General features: G+C 72.1%; 17 protein-coding genes, 1 tRNA gene and 1 riboswitch. Of the genes, 10 read left to right on the top strand and 8 right to left on the bottom strand.

The annotated features are described in order from the left end of the window. Nucleotides 1-168 precede the first annotated feature (168 nt). Entirely contained in the window at nt 169-1524 is a 1356-nt protein-coding gene (locus tag EDF63_RS12920; protein WP_148061780.1) for a DUF6716 putative glycosyltransferase, read from the top strand. On the opposite strand, the gene EDF63_RS12915 is transcribed toward EDF63_RS12920, so the two are convergent. Continuing rightward, nucleotides 1468-1728, bottom strand: coding sequence for a thioredoxin family protein (locus tag EDF63_RS12915; protein ID WP_123313641.1), 261 nt, complete (start codon nt 1726-1728; stop codon nt 1468-1470). The two genes, EDF63_RS12920 and EDF63_RS12915, sit on opposite strands and share 57 nt — an antisense overlap. A gap of 29 nt (nt 1729-1757) precedes the next feature. Then, on the bottom strand, nt 1758-2048 hold the full coding sequence (locus EDF63_RS12910; protein WP_123313422.1) for an oligoribonuclease: 291 nt from the start codon (nt 2046-2048) through the stop codon (nt 1758-1760). A gap of 71 nt (nt 2049-2119) precedes the next feature. On the opposite strand from EDF63_RS12910, the gene EDF63_RS12905 reads away from it, so the two are divergent. From EDF63_RS12905 to EDF63_RS12885, 5 genes are all read left to right on the top strand, one after another. Beyond that, complete coding sequence (locus EDF63_RS12905; RefSeq protein WP_123313421.1) at nt 2120-2599, top strand: MarR family winged helix-turn-helix transcriptional regulator; 480 nt, start codon at nt 2120-2122, stop codon at nt 2597-2599. Continuing rightward, a complete protein-coding gene (locus EDF63_RS12900) occupies nt 2596-3837 on the top strand; it encodes an MFS transporter (protein ID WP_123313420.1) in 1242 nt (413 codons plus the stop codon). Before EDF63_RS12905 ends, EDF63_RS12900 begins: the two co-directional genes overlap by 4 nt. A gap of 776 nt (nt 3838-4613) precedes the next feature. Next, nucleotides 4614-5252: an oligoribonuclease gene (gene orn / locus EDF63_RS12895; RefSeq protein ID WP_123313419.1), complete on the top strand. Its 639-nt coding sequence runs from the start codon at nt 4614-4616 to the stop codon at nt 5250-5252. Nucleotides 5253-5327: 75 nt separating this feature from the next. Next, nucleotides 5328-5403 (top strand) — tRNA-His (locus EDF63_RS12890). A gap of 137 nt (nt 5404-5540) precedes the next feature. Then, nucleotides 5541-5885 (top strand): metallopeptidase family protein, encoded by a 345-nt coding sequence (locus EDF63_RS12885; RefSeq protein ID WP_123313418.1) that lies wholly within the window; start codon nt 5541-5543, stop codon nt 5883-5885. A 13-nt stretch (nt 5886-5898) separates the two neighbouring features. On the opposite strand, the gene EDF63_RS12880 is transcribed toward EDF63_RS12885, so the two are convergent. Both EDF63_RS12880 and EDF63_RS12875 read right to left on the bottom strand, forming a co-directional pair. After that, a complete protein-coding gene (locus tag EDF63_RS12880) occupies nt 5899-7164 on the bottom strand; it encodes an acyl-CoA dehydrogenase family protein (protein ID WP_123313417.1) in 1266 nt (421 codons plus the stop codon). Further along, a complete protein-coding gene (locus EDF63_RS12875; RefSeq protein ID WP_123313416.1) occupies nt 7161-8597 on the bottom strand; it encodes an LLM class flavin-dependent oxidoreductase in 1437 nt (478 codons plus the stop codon). The genes EDF63_RS12880 and EDF63_RS12875 overlap by 4 nt, the downstream gene beginning before the upstream one ends. Before the next feature lie 102 nt (nt 8598-8699). On the opposite strand from EDF63_RS12875, the gene EDF63_RS12870 reads away from it, so the two are divergent. Further along, entirely contained in the window at nt 8700-10148 is a 1449-nt protein-coding gene (locus EDF63_RS12870) for an MFS transporter (RefSeq protein ID WP_260233105.1), read from the top strand. Here the strand turns inward: EDF63_RS12870 and EDF63_RS12865 are convergent. The 4 genes from EDF63_RS12865 to EDF63_RS12850 form a co-directional block, all read right to left on the bottom strand. Continuing rightward, nucleotides 10096-10647, bottom strand: coding sequence for an ATP-binding protein (locus EDF63_RS12865; RefSeq protein WP_123313415.1), 552 nt, complete (start codon nt 10645-10647; stop codon nt 10096-10098). The genes EDF63_RS12870 and EDF63_RS12865 overlap by 53 nt on opposite strands. Next, nucleotides 10640-13174, bottom strand: coding sequence for an ATP-binding cassette domain-containing protein (locus EDF63_RS18715; RefSeq protein WP_221180564.1), 2535 nt, complete (start codon nt 13172-13174; stop codon nt 10640-10642). The genes EDF63_RS12865 and EDF63_RS18715 overlap by 8 nt, the downstream gene beginning before the upstream one ends. A gap of 2 nt (nt 13175-13176) precedes the next feature. Next, nucleotides 13177-13815: an ECF transporter S component gene (locus EDF63_RS12855; RefSeq protein ID WP_123313414.1), complete on the bottom strand. Its 639-nt coding sequence runs from the start codon at nt 13813-13815 to the stop codon at nt 13177-13179. Continuing rightward, a riboswitch (TPP riboswitch) is annotated at nt 13811-13922 on the bottom strand. (Overlaps the previous gene by 5 nt.) Before the next feature lie 98 nt (nt 13923-14020). Continuing rightward, nucleotides 14021-14347, bottom strand: a complete 327-nt coding sequence (locus EDF63_RS12850) for a hypothetical protein (protein ID WP_123313413.1) — start codon at nt 14345-14347, stop codon at nt 14021-14023. Between the two features lie 129 nt (nt 14348-14476). On the opposite strand from EDF63_RS12850, the gene glgX reads away from it, so the two are divergent. Genes glgX through treZ form a run of 3 tightly spaced genes read left to right on the top strand, consistent with a single transcriptional unit; the run spans nt 14477 to nt 20963 of the window. After that, nucleotides 14477-16711, top strand: coding sequence for a glycogen debranching protein GlgX (glgX, locus tag EDF63_RS12845; RefSeq protein WP_123313412.1), 2235 nt, complete (start codon nt 14477-14479; stop codon nt 16709-16711). Then, nucleotides 16708-19212, top strand: coding sequence for a malto-oligosyltrehalose synthase (gene treY / locus EDF63_RS12840; RefSeq protein WP_123313411.1), 2505 nt, complete (start codon nt 16708-16710; stop codon nt 19210-19212). The genes glgX and treY overlap by 4 nt, the downstream gene beginning before the upstream one ends. After that, nucleotides 19209-20963 carry a malto-oligosyltrehalose trehalohydrolase gene (gene treZ, locus EDF63_RS12835; protein WP_123313410.1) on the top strand — a complete coding sequence of 585 codons (1755 nt, stop codon included), beginning with the start codon at nt 19209-19211 and terminating at the stop codon, nt 20961-20963. The genes treY and treZ overlap by 4 nt, the downstream gene beginning before the upstream one ends. The last annotated feature ends 57 nt before the right edge of the window (nt 20964-21020 follow it).

Below are 21020 nucleotides of genomic sequence, written 5' to 3'. Positions count from 1 at the left end.
GAAGCTGCGCCGCGTCGGCGCGTGACCGGAGGTCGCGCGGGTGGAGCGCTGCACGTGAGCGGCCCGGTCGACGGGACCCACGCCATGGACGCGCCGGCTGACGGGGGTGCGCCGAGCAGCGGACGGGAGGCGCGCCTCCCGTCCGACGCGTCACCACGCGTCCGACGCGTGGTCGGCCTGGTCGACACCGATTCGTTCGCGAAGTGGGGCGCGCACCTGCTGGCGACGGCCCCGGCCGACTGGGACCTGGAGCTGCGCACCGTGGCGACCCCGCGGTCTGCGAGTCCGGAACAGCTGCGGTCGGCGTTCCGCGGACTGGACCGGCGGCTCGCCCACCTGCGCCACGATCCGCCGGCACCGAATGACGTCGACGCCGTCGTCGAGGAGCTCCGCGTCGACCCGCCGGACGCCGTCCTCGTGTCGTTGATCGGCCCCGTCGCCGAACTCGTCATCGACGAGGTGCACCGGCGGATCCCGGACCGGCCGGTGCTGGTGTCGGGACTGCCGGGGATCTCGTTCCCGGCGAAGTGGAAGGGCATCTTCTTCCGCGCCCGAGCCGACCTGTTCGTGCTGCACAGCCACCGTGAGGTCCGGGCGTACGACGAGATGGCGCGCGAGGGCGGGGTGCAGCCGCACTTCGCGCTCGCCACGCTGCCCTTCGCGCGGAGCGCGACCGCCGGCGCGAGCGCGAGCGCGAGCGCGACCGTCCGTGACTCCGTCGTCTTCGCCGCCCAGCCGAGTGTCCCGCTGGAGCGCGCCGACCGGGCCCTCGTGGTGCAGTGGCTCGTCGCGACCGCACGGCAGCACCCGGAGTGGCGCGTCGTGATCAAGACCCGCGCGGCCGCTGGCGAACACCAGACGCACCACGAGGAACACCCCTACCCCGACCTCGTGCCGGCCGACGCACCGGCGAACCTGGTGGTCGAGAGCGGTCCGATGGCCGAGCACCTCGACCGTGCGGTGGCCCTCGTGACGATCAGCTCGACAGCGGTGCTCGAAGCGGCCGCCCGCGGTGTGCCCGCACTGACGCTCACGGACTTCGGCATCGGACGGCACCTGATCAACGAGGTGTTCGTGTCGAGCGGCCTCGAGGGCGACTCGGTCGACCTGGTGGACGGCCGGTTCGGCACGGTCCGACCGAGCTGGATGCGGGACAACTACTTCCACCCGACCTCGGAGGACGACTGGCAGCAGCGGCTGACCGAGCTCATGGCACGGCGGGACGCCGGGACGCTCGTCGACCGCGCACCCGCACGCCGCAGCCGGGGCGGAGTGCTGCGCCGGGCCTGGGAGCGGAAGAACGCCCTCGGCAGTGCGGACCGCTCGGCGCTCGGCTGGCTCGCACTCGCGATCGGGGCCCCGATCCGCACGGTGAAGCGGCTGGCGCGGAAGGCGAGGGCGCTGGTCGACCCGCCGGAGCCGGTCGTGGTGGCGGCGCCGACGTCGCAGCGCGCGACGAGCGGTCGTTCAGAGGGCCTTGGCGATCGCCAGCAGCAGTTGGTCTCGGGTGGGGACCCCGGGTGAACGGAAGACCTCGGCTCCGTCCTCCCGCCGCACGATGATCGTGGGCGTGGAACGGATGCCGAGGTCCTCCGCGTCGTCGGGGTACGACGCCACGTCGCGTTCGGTCACGGCGAGCCCGGGGACGAGTGCCGACGCCTCGGCCGACACCCGGCGGGCGGCGGCGCACGGCGCACAGAAGGCGGACGTCCAGAGGTCGAGCTGCATGTGACCCTGCAACACGGCGGCGTGGGGTTCTACTCCCGGTCGAACTCGCCGCTGCGGTCGCCGCGGTCGGCCAGGTCGTCCACCGGGTCGGACTCCCCCGGCTCGTAGGTGAACTCGACGGAGATCTGGTCGAGGACCTGCCGCGACTTGGTCGCGCGGTAGGTGAAGGCCGTCTGCAGGCCCTCGACGTCGGCGAACACCGTGACCTCGTCGTCCAGCGCGTCGCTCGTCGCGGTGCGGGTGTCGGTCGTGCCGTCGAAGGGGCCGCCGTGGAAGATCGCGGTGTACTCGTCGCCTTCGTGGATGGTGATGTCGCTCATGCGTCCCTTCTACCAGGCGGTGCCTGTTGCGGTCTGTTGCGCATTGCATAGCATGGCTATATAGTTCAGCTATGGAAACAACGCGTGCGCAGACGATCGAGACGCTCCTCGTCTCCGTCAACCGCCTGATCCGCAGCGCCGTGCAGTCGACGGGAAACACCACGTCGGCAGCGGTCTGGCGCACGCTCGGCATCCTCGAGTCCGACGAGCCGCTCCGACTGGGTGAGCTCGCGGTCGCCTCGCGCGTGGCGCAGCCCACGATGACCCGGCTCGTCACCGGCATGCTCGCCGACGGCCTGGTCTCGCGCAGCGTCGACCCCGACGACTCCCGCGGGCAGCTCATCGAGATCACCGACGCGGGCCGCGCACGACTCACCGCCTGGCGCGCCACGCTCACCGACACGGTCGGCCCGCTGTTCGCCGACCTCACCGACGACGACTGGGACGTCCTGCACCACGCGGCCGTCCTGATCGCACAGCGCACGAACACCACCACCCCCGCGACGTCGTCCACCGGGACGGCACCGACCAGAACGGAGACCACCGCGTGAACGCCCACGCACCTGCCGGCCAGTCCGGCTCCATCCTCAAGCAGTCGTCGGCGGTCTGGGCGATCGCGTTCGCCTGCGTCGTCGCCTTCATGGGCATCGGTCTCGTCGACCCGATCCTCCCCGCGATCGCTGCGTCGCTCAAGGCGACCCCGGCGCAGACCGAACTGCTGTTCACGAGCTACCTGGCGGTCACCGGCGTCGCGATGTTCTTCACCAGCTGGGTCTCGAGCCGCATCGGCGCGAAGCGCACCCTGCTCATCGGTCTGGCGCTCATCGTCGTGTTCTCGGTCCTCGCCGCCACGTCGAACAGCGTGTGGAGCATCATCGACTTCCGCGCCGGCTGGGGCCTCGGCAACGCGCTCTTCATCTCCACCGCGCTGGCCACCATCGTCGGTGCGGCATCGGGTGGCACCGCCTCGGCGATCATCCTCTACGAGGCAGCACTCGGTCTCGGCATCGCCGTCGGTCCGCTCGTCGGCGGCCTGCTCGGCTCGGTCAGCTGGCGCGGTCCGTTCTTCGGCGTCACCACCCTGATGGCCGTCGCGTTCATCGCCATCGTCGCCTTGCTGAAGACCGGCAGCCTCGAGAAGCCCACCCCGACGAAGCTCTCGGCACCGTTCCGCGCCCTCGGCCGTCCCGCGCTCGCCGCACTCGCCGCGACCGCGCTGTTCTACAACATCGGCTTCTTCGTCCTGCTCGCCTACACGCCCTTCCCGCTCGGCTTCGGCGCGCTCGGCATCGGCTTCACGTTCTTCGGGTGGGGGCTCGGTCTCGCGATCACGTCCGTCTGGGTCGCGCCGATGCTCACCGCCCGTCTCCGCCGGACGACCGTGCTAAAGATCGCGTTGCCCTTGCTGGCGCTCGACCTGTTCGCCGCGGCCGTCGTCGTGGACTCGCAGGTCGGCCTCATCATCTGCGTCATCGTCGGCGGACTCGTCCTCGGTGTGCTGAACACGGTGCTCACCGAGTGCGTCATGGAGGCCACGGACCTGCCCCGCTCGGTCGCCTCGAGCGCGTACTCGGCCGTCCGCTTCATCGGCGGAGCCATCGCCCCGCCGGTCGCGACCCTGCTCGCCGACGCGTTCGCTCCCTCGGCCGCGTACGTGTTCGCCGGAGCGTCGGTCGCCGTCGCGTTCGTCGTCGTCCTCTGCACCACGAAGGTCCTGCGCCGCGTGGACGACGGTGCCGAGCCGGAGCGCGTCGAGGCCGAGGCCATCGGCGCCGGAGAGATGTCCTAGCCCCGAGCCTCGCCCCGGCGGTCCGGGTCCCGCTTCCAGTCCCGGTCCCGCTCCCGCGTCCGCTTCCGGTCCCGCTTCTCCGCGAACGGGCGAAACACCCGGGTGCCGCGCCACGCGACCGCGCCATTTCGCCCGCTCGCGGTGCGCAGCGGCCGTCCCGCTTGCCCGCGCTGCCGAGCGGGCGAAACACCCGGGTCGACCGCGACGCGACCGCGGCATTTCGCCCGCTCGCGGTGGGCGCACTGGTCGCGACCAGCCTGGAGGCCCGGCGCCCGCCCGGCGGACCGGCTCCGGGCCTCCAGGCAGTCACCGCAACCGCCCCGCGCGCCCTCGGCGCGTCCGGTGTGCGTCCGCGCGCCACGCGCTCGTCGAGCGGGCGAAACACCCGGGTCGTCTCGCCACGCAAGCCTGGCATTTCGCCCGCTCGCGGTCGCCGTGGGGTTGGGTCCGCGCGCCAACCCTGCCTTCTGGTCCCGCTTCCCCGCGAGCGGGCGAAACACCCGGGTCGACCGCGACGCGACCGCGGCATTTCGCCCGCTCGCGGTGGGCGCACTGGTCGCGACCAGCCTGGAGGCCCGGCGCCCGCCCGGCGGACCGGCACCGGGCCTCCAGGCCGTCACCACCACCGCCCCGCGCGCCTCCGCGTCGAGCGGCCTGCTGAGCGGGCGGAACGCCCGGGTCGCCCCGCCACACGACCGCGGCATTTCGCCCGCTCGCGCGCTCGACGGACGCCGCTGCGCACGGGGCGCACGCGGGCCGGGAATAGGATCGTGCACATGGCAACCGCGAATGACCGCCTCGTCTGGATCGACTGCGAGATGACCGGCCTCGACCTCGAGGTCGACGAACTCGTCGAGGTGGCCGTGGTCATCACCGACTTCGATCTCGAGCCCGTGCACCCCGGCTTCGACATCGTGATCAAGCCCGACCAGTCCGCGCTCGACAACATGAACGAGTTCGTGACGAACATGCACGTCACGTCGGGGCTCATCGAGGAGATCCCGAACGGCGTCAGCCTGGCGGACGCCGAGTACCAGGTGCTCGAGTACATCCTCGAGCACGTCCCGGCGGAGGGCACCGCCCCCCTGGCCGGCAACACCATCGGCACCGACCGGGCGTTCCTGTCCAAGTACATGCCCCGCGTCGACGGCCACCTGCACTACCGGAGCGTTGACGTCTCGAGCATCAAGGAGCTCTGCCGCCGCTGGTTCCCGCGCGTGTACTTCAACTCGCCGGAGAAGCACGGCGGGCACCGCGCGCTCGCGGACATCCTCGAGTCGATCCGCGAGCTCGAGTACTACCGCCGCGCCGGCTTCGTCGCCGAACCCGGCCCGACCACCGAGGACGTCCGCGCCGTCCAGGCCGAGGTCGTCGAGAAGTGGGAACCGCGCCTGGCGCAGCCCGCAGCCGAGTGACGACACGGGTGGTCGGCACCACCCGCAGCATGTACTACTATTGAGTGGTCGCGCCGGTCCGCCGGTGTGTGCATGGTGGATATAGCTCAGTTGGTAGAGCGCCTGGTTGTGGTCTAGGAGGTCGCGGGTTCGAGACCCGTTATTCACCCCAGTCGAGGGAGAGTCCTGTTGCGTGTGACGCAACCGGGACTCTCCCTAGTGTTTGTCTGGGCGCCTCCGGCGCCGTGCGGGCTCGCCGCGAGTGGTGAACCACGAGTGGTCAGCGCGGTGTGGGACGATCCCTGCGTGATGGAGATGTCCGCCGACGACTTCGAGCAGCTCGTGACCGATGAACTCGACCTGCTCCCCGATGAGATGGTCGACGGCCTCGACAACGTGGTGTTCGTGGTCGAGGACGAACCGGAGAACGGCGAAGAGCTGTTCGGCGTGTACGACGGCATCGCGGCCACCGAGCGCGGGCAGTACGGCTTCGGCGAGCTGCCTGACCGGATCGTGGTGTTCCGCAAGCAGCACCTGGCCGAGTGCGACACCCTCGAGGACCTCAAGGACGAAGTGCACACCACGCTCGTCCACGAGATCGGGCACTTCTACGGCATCGACGACGAGCGCCTGCACGAACTCGGCTGGGCGTAGCGGGCGCCGCCCCTCAGAACCGCGTCGGCCCCACCTCGTGGTACTTCTCCCACGCACCCACCGGCCCCCGCCCGTGCAGCGCGTACTCCCCCACGAGCCGCTCCTTGTAGACCGCCGGGTTGTGCGACGCCACGACGCGGGCGTTCCGCCAGTGCCGGTCCAGCGCCCGGGTGCGGTCGGCCGCTGACGCCCCACCGACCTCGAACAGCTCGGACGCCGACCGCAGCACCCGCGGCCCGATCTCGACCTGTGCCTGGTACACGGCGTTCTCGGCCGCGTCGAGCAGCACGCGGTCCACGCCGACCCCGGGTTCGTTCGTCGCCACCACGGCGTCGAGCAGTCCCGCTGCGGCGGCGACGAGCGACCGGGCGGTGAAGGCCCCACTCGACAGCCGACCGAGGACCGCCAGGACCTGCGGGTCCTCCCCCGGCATGGCCGCGTTCGCGTGGATGTACGTGCGGGTCCGTGGTCGGACGAAGGCCACGGCGTCGTCGGACACCGCCTGCCCGATCCCGGCGAGGACCGCCAGCAGGTACAGCTGGTAGAAGGCCTGGATGTGCGAGAGCGGGGCGTCCCGGTACGCCGACACCAACGCGGGGTCGACCGACACCCCGTCGAACACGGTGGTGCCGGACGCGGTCAGCCGCTGCCCGAAGCCGTCCCAGTCGTCGATGCTCGTCACGCCGGGTGCGGTGGCGTCGACGGCGAACGTCACGCGTTCGCCGTCGCGGTCCGCCGCCAGGTAGATCCAGTCCGCGTAGAGCGTGCCGGTCGAGTAGAACTTCCGACCGTCGAGGCGGAGGGAGTCACCGGCCGGCGTCACCGTCGTCGAGATGTCGGCCAGGGTCGTGCCGGTCCGCTCCGAGGTCGCGTTCCCGATGATCGCTCCGTCGACGATCCGGTCGAGCCACTCGTCGCGCGACGCGGAGTTCGGCCGGAGCAGCACGAGCTCGGTGTACCCGAAGTGTCCCCGCCACAGGTGCGCGATGTTCGAGTCCGCCGCCGCCAGGTCCGCCACCAGGTGCCCGAGTTCGACCAGGGTCGCGCCGAACCCGCCGCGGTCCTCCGGCACGCGCAACCGTCCGAACCCCGCGTCGGCCAGCGCGCGGACCTCGGCGTGCGGCAACGGCCGGTCGCCGGGAGCACCGGAGGCGAGCTCGCGCTCGACCGCGCCCTCGCGGATGGTCGCGAACACCGGTGCGAAGCGCGCCCGCAGCGTGGCCAGGCGGTCGGCCGGGAGGCCCGGCGTGCGCCCGTCGGTCGTCGTCGCGTCCGTCATGCGGGCACCTCCACGGCGCGGGGTGCGTCGTCCGGGTGGGCCGCGGTCGCGCCGCTCGCGCCACCGGAGAACGCGCCGCGCCACTGCCGGGCGGGGTGCGAGTCCGGCAGCTGCGCGTGCCCGAAGAGCTTCTCGCGCAGGGTGCCCGCGCGGTACTCGGACTGCATCAGGCCACGCTCCTGCAGGGTCGGGGCGATGTGGTCGACGAACTCCTCGTACGAACCGGGCAGCGTCCAGTTGATGACGTTCACCCCGTCGACGCCGACCCGCTGCCAGTCGGCGAGCTCGTCGGCGATCTGCTCCGGCGTGCCGACGACCCGGGCGCGGAGCTTCGCGGACAGGCGTGCGAGGTCGGCGATCGTGGGTTCGCGGTCGCCGGCGGCTTCACGGAGCCATTGCAGGTGCGACTGCCCGGCGTGGGTGCGGACCTCGGACAGCGGGGTGTCCGGATCGAGGGCCTCGCCGGTGTCCGGGTCGAAGCCGAGGTTCGAGTGCACCAGGAAGCCGTCGGCCGCCAGGTACTCGTCGATCTCCGCTTCCTTGGCCTTCGCCTCGGCTTCGGTCGAGCCGGTGACGAACGTCAGGCCGAGGAAGAACGCGATGTCCTCCCGCCGGCGCCCGGCTGCCTGGGCGAGGTCGCGGGTCTCGCGGATGAGCTGCTCGGTGGCGTCGCGGTTCGAGGTCAGGATGAACTGGGCCTCGGCGTTCCGTGCCGCGAAGGCCCGACCGGCGGGTGAGGAGCCGGCTTGGAAGAGCACCGGCGTGCGCTGCGGGCTGGGCGCGCTCAGGTGCGGACCCTGCACGTCGTAGCGGGTGCCGTGGTGGTCGATGCGGTGCACCTTGTCGGGGTCGGCGTAGCCGCGGACCGGGTCCTTCAGCACGGCGCCGTCCTCCCACGAACCCTCCCAGAGCTTCGCGCAGACCTCGAGGTACTCCTCGGCCCAGACGTAGCGCTCGTCGTGCTCCTCGAGCCGGTCGGCGCCGAAGTTGCGGGCGGCGCTGTCGAGCGCACTCGTGACGACGTTCCAGCCGATGCGGCCCCGCGTGATGTGGTCGAGCGTGGAGACCTTGCGGGCGAAGTCGAACGGGTGCGCCTGGATGACGCTCGACGTGAACGCCAGCCCGAGGTGCTCGGTCGACACGGCGAGCGCGGAGAGCAGCACCGAGGGGTCGTTCGAGGGGATCTGCAGTCCCTCGCGCAGGTTGGTCGAGTAGTCGCCGCGGCCGGGACCGTAGGTACCGACGACGTCGGCGAAGAACACGGCGTCGAACTTGCCGCGCTCGAGGGTCTTGGCCAGGTCGGTCCAGAGCGTCACCTCGTCGAAGTCGGCCTGGCGGGCGTCCGGGTGCCGCCACAGGCCGTGCTGGATGTGCGACGTCGTGTTCATGACGAAGGCCGCGAAGCGCAGCGGACGGTTCGGTGCATCGCTCATGCGTCCCATCGTGGTCGGCGGGCACCGCCCGACGACAGCGACGTGACCTTCCGTTACGCGCGGTGTTCCCCGCGGCCCTGGAGGCGACCATGCTCCTGAGGCATGCCGACCCCGAGTACCGTCACCGCGCCTCCCGGCCGTCCTGCCGCACCGTCGACCACCGCGACCCGCCGTCGCGTCGCCTTGGCCTCGTTCGTCGGCACGACGGTCGAGTACTACGACTTCTACCTGTACGCGACGGCGTCCGCCCTGGTGTTCGCGCCGACGTTCTTCCCGTCGGTGACGCCCGCCGTCGGCGTGATCGCGTCGTTCGCGACCTACGGGGTCGGCTTCGTCGCGCGGCCGCTCGGCGGGGTGATCGCCGGACACCTGGGCGACCGCATCGGACGCAAGAAGCTGCTCGTCGCGTCCCTGGTGCTGATGGGCATCGCGTCGACGCTGATCGGTGTCGTGCCGTCGGCAGCGACCATCGGTGTCGGTGCCGTCGTCGCGCTGGTGTTCCTGCGGCTGCTGCAGGGCGTCGCGGCCGGCGCGGAGTGGGGCGGGTCGGCGCTCCTGTCCGTCGAGCACGCACCCGAGCGGCACCGCGGGCTGTTCGGGGCGTTCACGCAGATGGGGTCGGCGGGCGGGATGCTGCTCGCGACCGGCGTGTTCACCCTGGTGCGCTCGCTGCTCGGCAACGAGGCGTTCCTCGCCTGGGGCTGGCGTCTGCCGTTCCTGTTCTCCGCGGTGATCGTGGCGGTCGGCCTGGTGATCCGGCTCGGCGTGCAGGACGCTCCGGTGTTCCAGGAGCTGCGGGCCTCCGGCGGGGTCGAGCGGTTCCCGGTCTGGCAGGCGATCCGGCACCACCCGCGCGCGATCCTGGTGACGGCCGGACTGCGCCTGGTGCAGCCCGCGCTGTACTCGATCCTGACGACGTACTCGCTGACCTACCTCGCGGCCGTGCGGGGACCGTCCGGCTCCGATGCGGGGTTGCAGGCCGTGCTCGTGATCTCGGCGGTGTCGCTCGTGTCGACGCCGTTCTGGGGCTGGCTCTCCGACCGGGTGGGTCGCCGCGTGCTCACGATCTGGTCGGCAGTGGGCATCGCGGTGCTCATCTGGCCGTTCTTCGCGTTCCTCGACGCCGGGCCGCTCGTGCTGCTGCCGCTCGTGGCGCTCATCGGGATGTGCGTGTTCCACGACAGCATCTACGGGCCGCAGGCAGCCTGGTTCGCGGAGCAGTTCCCGACCGGGCGGCGGTACTCGGGGATGTCGCTCGGGTACCAGATCGGGTCGATCTTCTCGGTGGGACTGACGCCGCTGCTGGCCGCGGTGTTCGTGGAGCTCGGTGGGGGCTCGCCGTGGATCCTGTGCGGGTACCTCGGGGTGTACGCGGTGCTGACCATCGTGGCGGCGGTGTTCGCGGTGGACCCCGCTGCGCGTGCGCGCGCGGGCGCGGGCGGCGGCGCGGGCGGCGGCGCGGGCGGCGGCGCGGGCGGCAGCGGCGCGGGCGGCAGCGCTACGTCCGCAGCACCACGTCGGCCAGGGACGCCGGGTCCTCGGCGACGATGAAGTCCTGCTCCTGCGCCGCCCACCGGTCCCACTCGCGCGCGAAGGTGTCGCCGTCGCGGCCGATCGCCCGGTCCCACCGGACTGCGTCGTCGGCCTCGAGCCACACCGCCAGCGAGGCGAGCGCCACCGACGCCCGGGACACCGCCCCGCAGCCCTCGATCACGATCGGCAGGTCGGGGTCGACGGCGGTCCACTCCGCAGGACCGTCGGTCGCCCAGTCCCACCGGCGGTAGCCGCTGGGTGCGCCGAGCACGTCACGGACCACGGCGTCGGCCGCCGCGCGGAGTCCGTCCCACCCCGGGTAGACGTCGTCGAGGTGCACGACCTGCGCGCCCAGCAGCCGGGCGAGCTGGTCGCCGAGGGTCGTCTTGCCGGTACCGGAGCGGCCGTCGACGAGCACCACGAGGCGCCCTCCCGACGCCGCCGCGGTGCCGGCAGCGGCTGCGGCGACACCCGCGGCGAGACCGTCGCCACCCGCCGCGTCCGTCGCATCAGACACGCCAGGTCCCCGCTGCCACCGCGACCGCGATCGACACCACGCCGATCCCGACGAGCACCGCGACCATCGCCCACTCCGGCCCCGCGAACCGCGCGACCCGCGCCCACGTCCGTCGTCCGGGAGCCCCGAACCCACGCGACTCCATCGCCACCGCCAACGTCGTCGCCCGTCGCAGTGCCAGGACCAGCAGCGCGAACGCCATCGATGCCCCACGTCGCAGCCGCCCGGTGTCGGCCAGCCCCCGAGCGCGCCGCGCCATCGCGAGCTGCCGCCAGTCGTCCACGAGCAGCGTCATCATCCGGATGGCCGCGAGCGCTCCGAGCACGAACCGCGCGGGCAGTCGCAGCACCTGCGCGAGCCCGTCGGCCAGGTCGGTCGGGTCGACACGCACGAACAACGCGACCGCGGGCAGCCCCACCGCGAGCACGCGCAGTGCCGTCGCCAGCGCGAGCGTCAGCGACCCGTCGGTGACGTGGGCGAAGCCGAAGTCGAACCACTCCCGCCCGGAGGGTCGTCCGTACAGCGCGATGCTCACCGCCGTGAGCGGCACGGCCACCAGGACCGGGGACACCCGCAGCAGCAGGGTCCGCACCGGCAGCCGCAGGAGCGGCAGCAGGGCGAGCTCGAGGGCGAGGGCGACGGCTGCGGACACGACGTCCAGGCTCAGCACGAGGCACACGCCGAGTGCGAGGACGCCGACGAGTGAGGCGACCGGTTGGACGGCGCGGACGCCGCGGTGGTGGTCGGGCGCGGGGGCGGTCGCGGTCGCGCGGGTCGGGTCGGGCGCGGGCGCGGTCGCGTGCGGCGGGTCGGTCGCGGTCGTTGCGTCTCTTCGGTCTGGAGGCGCGGTTCGGCCCGTCGTCGTCGGCCCCGTCTCCGGGGTGGTCGCCGTCGCACCCCCCTGGTCGCGTTCCACGTGCCCTTGGTCGCCCTCCACGCGCCGGGCTCCGTCCGCCGCGAGCACGACCTCGTCGGCGTCGAGTGCACGGATCAGGTCGCGGTCGTGCGTGACGGCGACGATGGTGGTGCCGGCGTCGGCGAGCACTCCGAGGTGACGGACGACGGCGTCCCACGTGGCGCGGTCCTGCCCGGAGGTCGGTTCGTCGAGCACGACGACGGGCGGCCGTGCGGCGACCACCGCGGCGATGGCGAGCCGTCGCTGCTCGCCGCCGGACAGCGTGAAGGGATTGGCGTCGGCGAGGTGGGCGAGCCCGAACTCGCCGAGGAGCGCGTCCACCCGGTCCACGGCGTCCGGTGTGCCGAGCGCTCTGGGGCCGGCCTCGACCTCGTCGCGGACGGAGCGGGCGACGAACTGGTGCTCGGGGTCCTGGAAGACGGTGCCGATGCGGGCGGACAGCTCGCGGCTCGACCAGGTGTGCGGTGCGGGGTCGAGGCCGGCGGCGAGTTCCGTCGTCGCCGAGAGCTCCCCCTCGGCCGGAGGCAGGAGCCCCGCGAGCGTGAGGCCGAGCGTCGACTTGCCGATGCCGTTCGGTCCTGTGACCGCCACGACCTGACCGGCTCGGAGCTCGAGGTCGATCCCGCTGCCCACCCGCTGCCGCCTGCCGCGGGCGGTCCCGAGGTCCCGGGCCTCGAGCAGCGCCGCGCCCGCCCCCGCGCCCTCCCCCGCGCCGAGCGGGCGAAATGCCGCGGTGCCCTCGGCGGCCGACTCGGGTATTTCGCCCGCTCGCGCAGCCGCACGGCGCCCGCGGGCCGCACCACGTCGGGGCTCGGCGCCGGGCACCCACACCCCGGCCGCGGTGAGCGCGGCGCCGTGCCGTGCGAGGACCTCCGCCGGGGCGCCGTCCGCGACGACTCCGCCGCCGGGTGCGAGCAGCACGAGCCGGTCGACCAGGTCGAGCCAGGTGCCGATCCGGTGCTCCACCACGAGCAGGGTCGCCCCGGTCTCGTCGAGCAGCGCCCGGACGGCGTCGTGCACCTGGAGCACGCCGGCCGGGTCGAGGTTCGCGCAGGGTTCGTCGAGCACGAGGGCTCCCGGACGCATCGCGAGCACCCCGGCGAGCGCCAGCCGTTGCCGCTGGCCGCCGGACAGCATCGCGGTGGAACGGTCGAGGGGCAGGTCGAGGCCGACGACCTCGAGGGCCGACCGCACCCGCGCCCAGGTCTCGTCGCGCGGGACGCCGAGGTTCTCACAGCCGAACGCCACGTCGTCACCGATCCGCGACATCACGGTGTGCGCCTCGGGGTCCTGCATGACGAGGCCGACACGCCCGCGGACCGCGCGGGGGTCGGCACCGTCGACCAGGACCGAGCCCTGCGCGGAGGCAGCCGTGTCGTCGGTGGCGTCGGGTTCGTCGGGCAGGACGGCGGCGACCGCTCGGAGCAGCGTCGACTTGCCGGAGCCGGACGGTCCGACGATCGCGACCCGCTCCCCCGGTTCGACGCTCAGGTCGACTCCGCGCACGGCCCACTCGGCGCGTTCGGGGTAGCGCCATCCCCAGTCGCGGAACGCGATGCGTGCGGCGCGGACGCCGACGGCGTCCGGGGACGTCGACGACGGAGCGGACACCGTCACACCAGTTCGCGCGGCCGACGTCGGCTGTGCTCGCGACCCGCCGCGAACGAGGACAGCACGCCGGTGCGGGCGAGTGCGCGGACGAGCAACCACGAGCCGGCACCCGCGATCACCGCGCCCGAGATGACCGCGCAGACGACGTAGACGATCTTGAACGCGGCGTCGAGGCCGGGGTACCACAGCACGGTGTCGTTGATGCCGAGGGCGAGGCCGGCCGCGGCGCCCGCCAGGACGACGACCGGCAGCCGGTACACGCGGTACAGGAACAGGGCGAGGACGATCTCGGCTCCGAGGCCCTGGACGAGCCCGGCCTCGAGCGTCAGCCAGCCCCACTGGGTGCCGAAGAGCGCCTCGACGGACGCGGCGACCATCTCACCGTAGAGGGCGGCGCCGGGCTTGCGGACGACGATGGCGACGAGTGGGCCGGCGAGCAGCCAGACCCCGCCGAACAGCGCTTTCGTCCCCGGCAGGACGAGGTCCATGACGGCGCTGATGGGTTCGTAGCCGAACTCCCAGAGCCGGAAGACGACGCCGAGTGCCACCGCGAGCACGCTCGCGACGACGATGTCGACGACCCGCCAGCGCAGCGATCGCCGCGGGGCGGTGTGGACGGTTGATGACGTGCCAGAAGACATGGTGCTGGACTCCTCCCTGCGCCGGCATGATCCGGATCAGGTTCGACGGTCGGAGCGCCACTCGCTCCCTCTCAGCCCGGCGGTCCCGGACTCCCGTGTGTGTCCCAGCAGTCTAGACGTGGTCGCGACCACATGACGGGTCGCGACCACGGATCGGACGGGAGGCCCGTGGCGGGTCCGCCACGGGCCTCCCGTCCGATCGTCGCTACTTCTTCAGGACGCGCACCAGTTTCCGGAGCACGGTGCCGGTCACCCAGACGAGCGGGATGCTGACGGCGACGAGCGAGATGAGGTTCGGCTCGAACTCGAGGTCCTTGCCGGGGCGACGGACGTACGCGCCGACCGGGATCGACGCGCCGCCGCCGCCGCCACCGCCGCCGCCGTTCTCGTCGTCCCCGCCGCCCCCGAAGCCGAACCAGCCGAGGGACACCGGGATGAGGGTCTGGTCTCCGACCTCGACGGGGTCCCCGTAGTTCGTGGAGACGCCGATCGGGCGTACCTTGTCTGCGATCTGCGTGACGATGTTGGCCATGCGCGCGACGCTACTCGTCCGTTCCTCCACAGGGCGGGCCACGCGCGCAGGGGTGCACAGCTGGGGCTTGTCTGCGGACGCGGACGGGCGTCACCGATATGTTGGCGCGACCATCACCTGGAGGACCGTTTGCACACCTGGCCCGGCAACCCGTACCCGCTCGGGGCGACCTACGACGGAAGCGGCACGAACTTCGCGCTCTTCAGCGAGGTCGCCGAGCGCGTCGAACTCTGTCTGTTCGACACCGACGGCAACGAAGAGTGCATCCCCCTCGTCGAGGTCGACGCCTACGTCTGGCACGCCTACCTGCCGAACATCGGCCCCGGGCAGGAGTACGGCTTCCGTGTCCACGGCCCGTACGACCCCGACAGCGGTGCACGCTGCAACCCGTCGAAGCTCCTGCTCGACCCCTACGCCAAGGCGACGAGCGGCGAGATCGACTGGGACCAGTCACTCTTCGCGTACACGTTCGGCGACCCGGACTCGACGAACGACGACGACTCCGCGGCGCACATGATGAAGGGCGTCGTGATCAACCCGTTCTTCGACTGGCAGGGCGACCGCGCACCGCGCACGCCCTACGGCGAGACGGTGATCTACGAAGCACACGTCAAGGGCCTCACCGAGACCCACCCCGACGTGCCGGAGGAGCAGCGCGGCACCTACGCCGGCGTCTCCCACCCCGCGGTCATCGAGCACCTGCAGCGACTCGGCATCACGACGCTCGAGCTCATGCCCGTGCACCAGTTCGTGAACGACTCCACCCTGCAGGACAAGGGGCTGTCGAACTACTGGGGCTACAACACCATCGGCTTCTTCGCGCCGCACTCCTCGTACTCGTCCTCGGGCGACCAGGGGCAGCAGGTGCAGGAGTTCAAGACCATGGTGCGGGAACTCCACCGCGCCGGCATCGAGGTCGTGCTCGACGTCGTCTACAACCACACCGCCGAGGGCAACCACCTCGGACCGACACTGTCGTTCCGCGGCATCGACAACGCGGCGTACTACCGCCTGGTCGACGACGACAAGAAGTTCTACATGGACTACACGGGCACCGGGAACTCGCTCAACGTCGGGCACCCGCACTCGCTGCAGCTCATCCTCGACTCGCTGCGCTACTGGGTGACCGAGATGCACGTCGACGGCTTCCGCTTCGACCTCGCCTCGGCGCTCGCCCGCGAGTTCTACGAGGTCGACCGGCTGTCCGCGTTCTTCGAGCTCGTGCAGCAGGACCCGATCGTGTCGCAGGTCAAGCTCATCGCCGAGCCCTGGGACGTCGGCCCCGGCGGCTACCAGGTCGGCAACTTCCCGCCCCAGTGGTCGGAGTGGAACGGCAAGTACCGCGACACCGTGCGTGACTTCTGGCGCGGTGAGTCGTCCACGCTCGGCGAGTTCGCCTCCCGCATCTCCGGCTCGGCCGACCTGTACGAGCACGACGGCCGCACGCCCAAAGCGAGCATCAACTTCATCACCGCGCACGACGGCTTCACGCTGTACGACCTCGTCGCCTACAACGAGAAGCACAACGAGGCCAACGGCGAGGACAACAACGACGGCGAGAGCCACAACCGGTCCTGGAACTCCGGCGCCGAGGGTCCGACCGACGACGAGGCCGTGAACGCCCTGCGGCTGCAGCGACGCCGGAACTTCCTGGCGACGCTGCTGCTGAGCCAGGGCGTGCCGATGATCGCCCACGGTGACGAGCTCGGCCGTTCGCAGTCCGGCAACAACAACGTCTACGCGCAGGACTCCGAGCTCAGCTGGATCGACTGGGAGACCGCGGACGACGACCTCGTCCAGTTCACGGCCGACGTCGTGAAGCTCCGCCACGACCACCCGACGTTCCGCCGCACCCGGTACTTCAACGGGCGCCCGGTCCGCCGCGGCCAGGACGAGCCGCTGCCCGACGTGGTGTGGCTCACCCCCGAGGGCGAGGCCATGTCGCCGGAGGACTGGGACTCCGGCTTCGGCAAGAGCGTCGGCATGTACCTGAACGGCGACGGGATCCGTGGGCGCGACTCCCGCGGTGAGCGTGTCACCGACGTGGCGTTCATCACGTACTTCAACGCCCACGACGACGTCGTGACCTTCACCCTGCCGCCCGAGGAGTACGCACCGGGGTGGACGGTCCGCATCGACACCGCCGAGCCCGGCGCCCGCGACGAGGTCATCGACGCCGGTACGCCGCTCGACGTCCCCGCCCGGTCGATGATCGTCCTCCGCGCCGAGCCGAACCACGAGGTCTCCGCCGCGCCGGTCGAGGTCCAGCACCACGAGGGCGATCCGGAACTCCGGTCCCCGCAGGACGCCGTCACCCCGGCGAACCCCGCCGGCTCCACCGCGCCGAGCGGTACCGCACGATGAGCGCCGGCGCACCGGGAACCGGGCGTCGCGTCCCGGTATCGACGTACCGGCTGCAGGTCTCCGCGGACTTCGACCTGGCCGCAGCACGCGACCTCGTCGACTACGTGCACGACCTCGGCGCCGACTGGCTGTACCTGTCGCCCGTCCTGCAGTCGGAACCCGGCTCGAACCACGGCTACGACGTCGTCGACCACACGCACGTCGACACCGACCGCGGCGGTGACGAGGCCCTCCGGGTCCTCGCCGAGGCCGCGCACGCCGTCGGCCTCGGCGTGCTGGTCGACGTCGTCCCGAACCACGTCGGGGTCGCCACCCCGGAGATCAACCCGTGGTGGTGGTCCCTGCTCGAACTCGGCCAGGGCTCCCCCGTCGCGTGGGCGTTCGACGTCGACTGGGACGCCGGCGACGGCAAGGTCCGGGTGCCGGTCCTCGACGACCGGCTGCTCGACGCCGTGTCGCTCGACACGTCCGACCCGGAACGCCCGGTGCTGCGGGTCGGTGAGACCGCCTACCCGACCGCGCCCGGCACCGCCCACCCGGGTGATTCGGTCGAGGCAGTGCACGAGCTGCAGCACTACGCGTTCGTGCACTGGAAGCGCGCCGACCACGAACTCAACTACCGTCGGTTCTTTGCGGTGAACACGCTCGCGGCGATCCGAGTCGAGGAGCCCGAGGTCTTCGCGGCCTCGCACGGTGTCATCGGAGCCTGGTTCCGCGACGGCCTCGTCGACGGCCTGCGCATCGACCACCCGGACGGACTGTACGACCCCGCCGGGTACCTGCAGGACCTCGCCGAGCTGACCGGCGGCGCGTACACCCTCGTCGAGAAGATCCTCGAGCCCGGCGAGGAACTGCCGAGCTCGTGGCCCGTCGACGGCACCACCGGGTACGACGCCCTGGGCATCCTGGACCGCGTGCTCGTCGACCCCGCGGGCGAACCGACGCTGACGGCCGCGTCCGGAGCGGAACCGGCCGACTGGCAGCAGCTCACGCACGACACCCGCCGCGGCATCGCCGACGGGATCCTCGGCAGCGAGGTCGAGCGGCTCGCCCGCCTCCTCGCTCCGGTCGCCGCCGGGGCGGACGCGATCACGCACGAACGACTCGTGGACGCCCTCGCCGAGGTCGTCGCGTCGTTCGACGTGTACCGCACCTACCTGCCCGAGGGCGCGCACCACCTCATCGCCGCGCTCGAACGTGCCGCCGAGGCCCGCCCGGACCTCGACGACGTCATCGACCGCATCGCCCCGGCGCTCGTCGACCCGGAGAACGCCGCCGCCGTCCGCCTGCAGCAGACGAGCGGCATGGTGATGGCCAAGGGCGTCGAGGACACGGCGTTCTACCGCACGTCCCGCCTGACGTCCCTGAGCGAAGTCGGCGGCGACCCGAGCGTGTTCGCGGTGTCCGTGGCCGACTTCCACCAGGCGCAGCGCGACCGGCTCGGCAGCTGGCCGCACACCATGACGACGCTCACCACCCACGACACGAAGCGCAGCGAGGACACCCGGGCACGCATCGCAGTCCTGGCCGAACTCGGCAGCGAGTGGGCCGACACCCTCGACCGGTTGCAGTCCCTCGTCCCGCTCGAGGACCGCGTGTTCGCGGACCTGCTCTGGCAGGCCATCGTCGGTGCCCGGCCCGCGAGTCGCGAGCGGCTGCACGCGTACGCCGAGAAGGCGTCGCGCGAAGCCGGCGACAGCACGACCTGGACCGAGCCGGACACGGCGTTCGAGGAGCGCATGCACGCGCTCGTCGACGCGGCGTTCGACGAGCCCGCGGTGGTGGCCGTGCTCGATGCCCTCGACGAGCGGATCGACGCGGCCGGGTGGTCGAACGGGCTCGCGCAGAAGCTCGTGCAGCTCACGGCGCCCGGCGTCCCCGACGTCTACCAGGGCACCGAGTTCTGGGACCGTTCCCTCGTCGACCCCGACAACCGCCGTGCGGTGGACTACGCCGAACGGCGCCACGTCCTCGCCGAGATCGACGGCCCGGACGACGACGGCCCCGAGGACCTGCCCGCGATCGGGATCGACGGCGCTGCGAAGCTCCTCGTGACCGCGCGTGCGCTCCGTCTCCGCCGCGACCACCCGGAGCTCTTCACGCGGTACCTCGCGCTCGAGGCGACGGGCAGCGCGGCGGACCACGTCGTCGCGTTCGACCGCGGTGGTGCCGTGACGGTCGCCACGCGCCTGCCGATCGGCCTCGAACGGGTCGGCGGCTGGGGCGACACCCTCGTGCACGCCGTCCCCGTCGATCGGGTCGACCTGCTCACCGGCAGGTCGTTCCCGGCCAGCCGGGGTATCGCGCTCGCGGACCTGCTCACCACCTACCCGGTCGCGCTGCTCGTCCCGGCCGCCACGGTCGGGGAACCCGGCCACGCCGACACGGTGACCGACGCGTCCGACGCGGAACGGGCCTCCCGGTCGACCGCCGGAACCGCCCCGGCGACCACCGAGTCCGACGCACAAGCCGAGATCGACATCCTGGAGGGTCACGCATGACCGCACCCGACCGCTACGCCGTCTGGGCGCCCGAGCCGGACCGTGTCCGGCTGGTCGTCGACGACGTCGAGTACCCGCTGACCCGGGGCGACGACGACTGGTGGTCGACCGACGCGATCATGCCGGTCGTCGGTGCCCGCTACGGGTTCCGCCTCGGCGACGACGACGCGGTCCGACCCGACCCCCGCAGTCGCTTCCAACCGGACGGCGTGCACGGCACCTCGGCAGTGGTCGACCCGGCGCGCTTCGCGTGGACCGACGAGTCGTGGACCGGACGCCCGGCCCGCGGTGCCGTCATCTACGAGATGCACGTCGGCACGTACACGCCGGAGGGCACCCTCGACGCAGCCGCGCAGAAGCTCGACCACCTGGTCGAGCTCGGAGTCGAGTTCGTCGAACTGCTGCCCGTCAACGGTGTGAACGGCGAGTGGAACTGGGGTTACGACGGCGTCGCGTGGTTCGCGGTGCACGCGCCGTACGGCGGCCCGGACGCGTACGACCGCTTCGTCGACACCGCGCACTCGCTCGGTCTCGGCGTCATCCAGGACGTCGTCTACAACCACCTCGGTCCGAGCGGCAACTACCTGCCGCTGTACGGGCCGTACCTGGTGCAGGGCCTCGCGAACACGTGGGGCGACTCGGTGAACGTGGAGCACCCCGAGGTCCGCCGGTACGTCCTCGACAACGTGCGCATGTGGTTCCGCGACCACCACGTCGACGGGCTCCGGCTCGACGCCGTGCACGCGATCCGCGACACCACCCGACCGCACGTGCTGGCCGAGATGGCCGACGAGACGGACGCGTACGGCGCCTTCGTCGGTCGTCCGCTGTCCCTGATCGCCGAGTCGGACCTCAACGACCCCGTGATGTTCCGCCCGCGTGAAGCCGCCGGGTACGGACTCTCGGGGCAGTGGTCCGACGACTTCCACCACGCCGTGCACGTCGCGCTGACGGGTGAGACGAACGGCTACTACGCCGACTTCGCACCGCTGTCGGCGCTCGCGAAGGTGCTCGACCACGGGTTCTTCCACGACGGCACGTGGTCGTCGTTCCGTGGCCGGCGGCACGGGCAGCCGATCGACCGCGGCACCTCGCCGGCGACGGCCCTGGTCGTCACGAACCAGAACCACGACCAGATCGGCAACCGCGCGGCGGGCGATCGTCTGGCAGCCACGCTCGACGACGAGGGCCTCGTCATCGCGGCGGCGCTGACCCTGCTCGGGCCCTTCACGCCCATGCTGTTCATGGGCGAGGAGTTCGCCGCGACGACGCCGTGGCAGTTCTTCACCTCGCACCCGGAGCCCGAGCTCGGCACCGCCACCGCCGAGGGGCGCATCGCCGAGTTCGCCGAGCACGGGTGGGACGAGTCCGCCGTGCCGGACCCGCAGGACCCGACGACGTTCACGAACTCCAAGCTCGACTGGGCCGACGTCAGTTCCGAGCGGGGCGCGGCGATCCTGCGTGCCTACCGGGTGCTGGTCGCCCTGCGGCGCACCGACCAGGCCTTCGTCGACCACCGGTACGAGGCGAACGCCGTGCGGTTCAGTGAGGACCGGCGGTGGCTGGTGCTCACACGCGGGCTGCTCGGGCCCGACGTCGCTCCGGTGCACGTCGTGGTGAACTTCCTCGACGACGCTGCCGAGGTGCCGGTCCCCGGTGCCACCGGCGAGGAGCTCTACCGCTTCGGTGCGGCCGAGGTCGCGACGGACTGCGTGCGGTTCCGCGGACGGGGCGTGGTGGTGCTGCGCTAGTCGCTGCGCTGTCGTCCGGGCTGCCCACGGGGGTCCGATCCGCGAAAGCGACAGTGT

Origin of the sequence: Curtobacterium sp. JUb34 (assembly GCF_003755065.1) — a bacterium.
Lineage (GTDB): Bacteria > Actinomycetota > Actinomycetes > Actinomycetales > Microbacteriaceae > Curtobacterium.
This window is presented reverse-complemented; position numbering and strand designations above follow the sequence as displayed.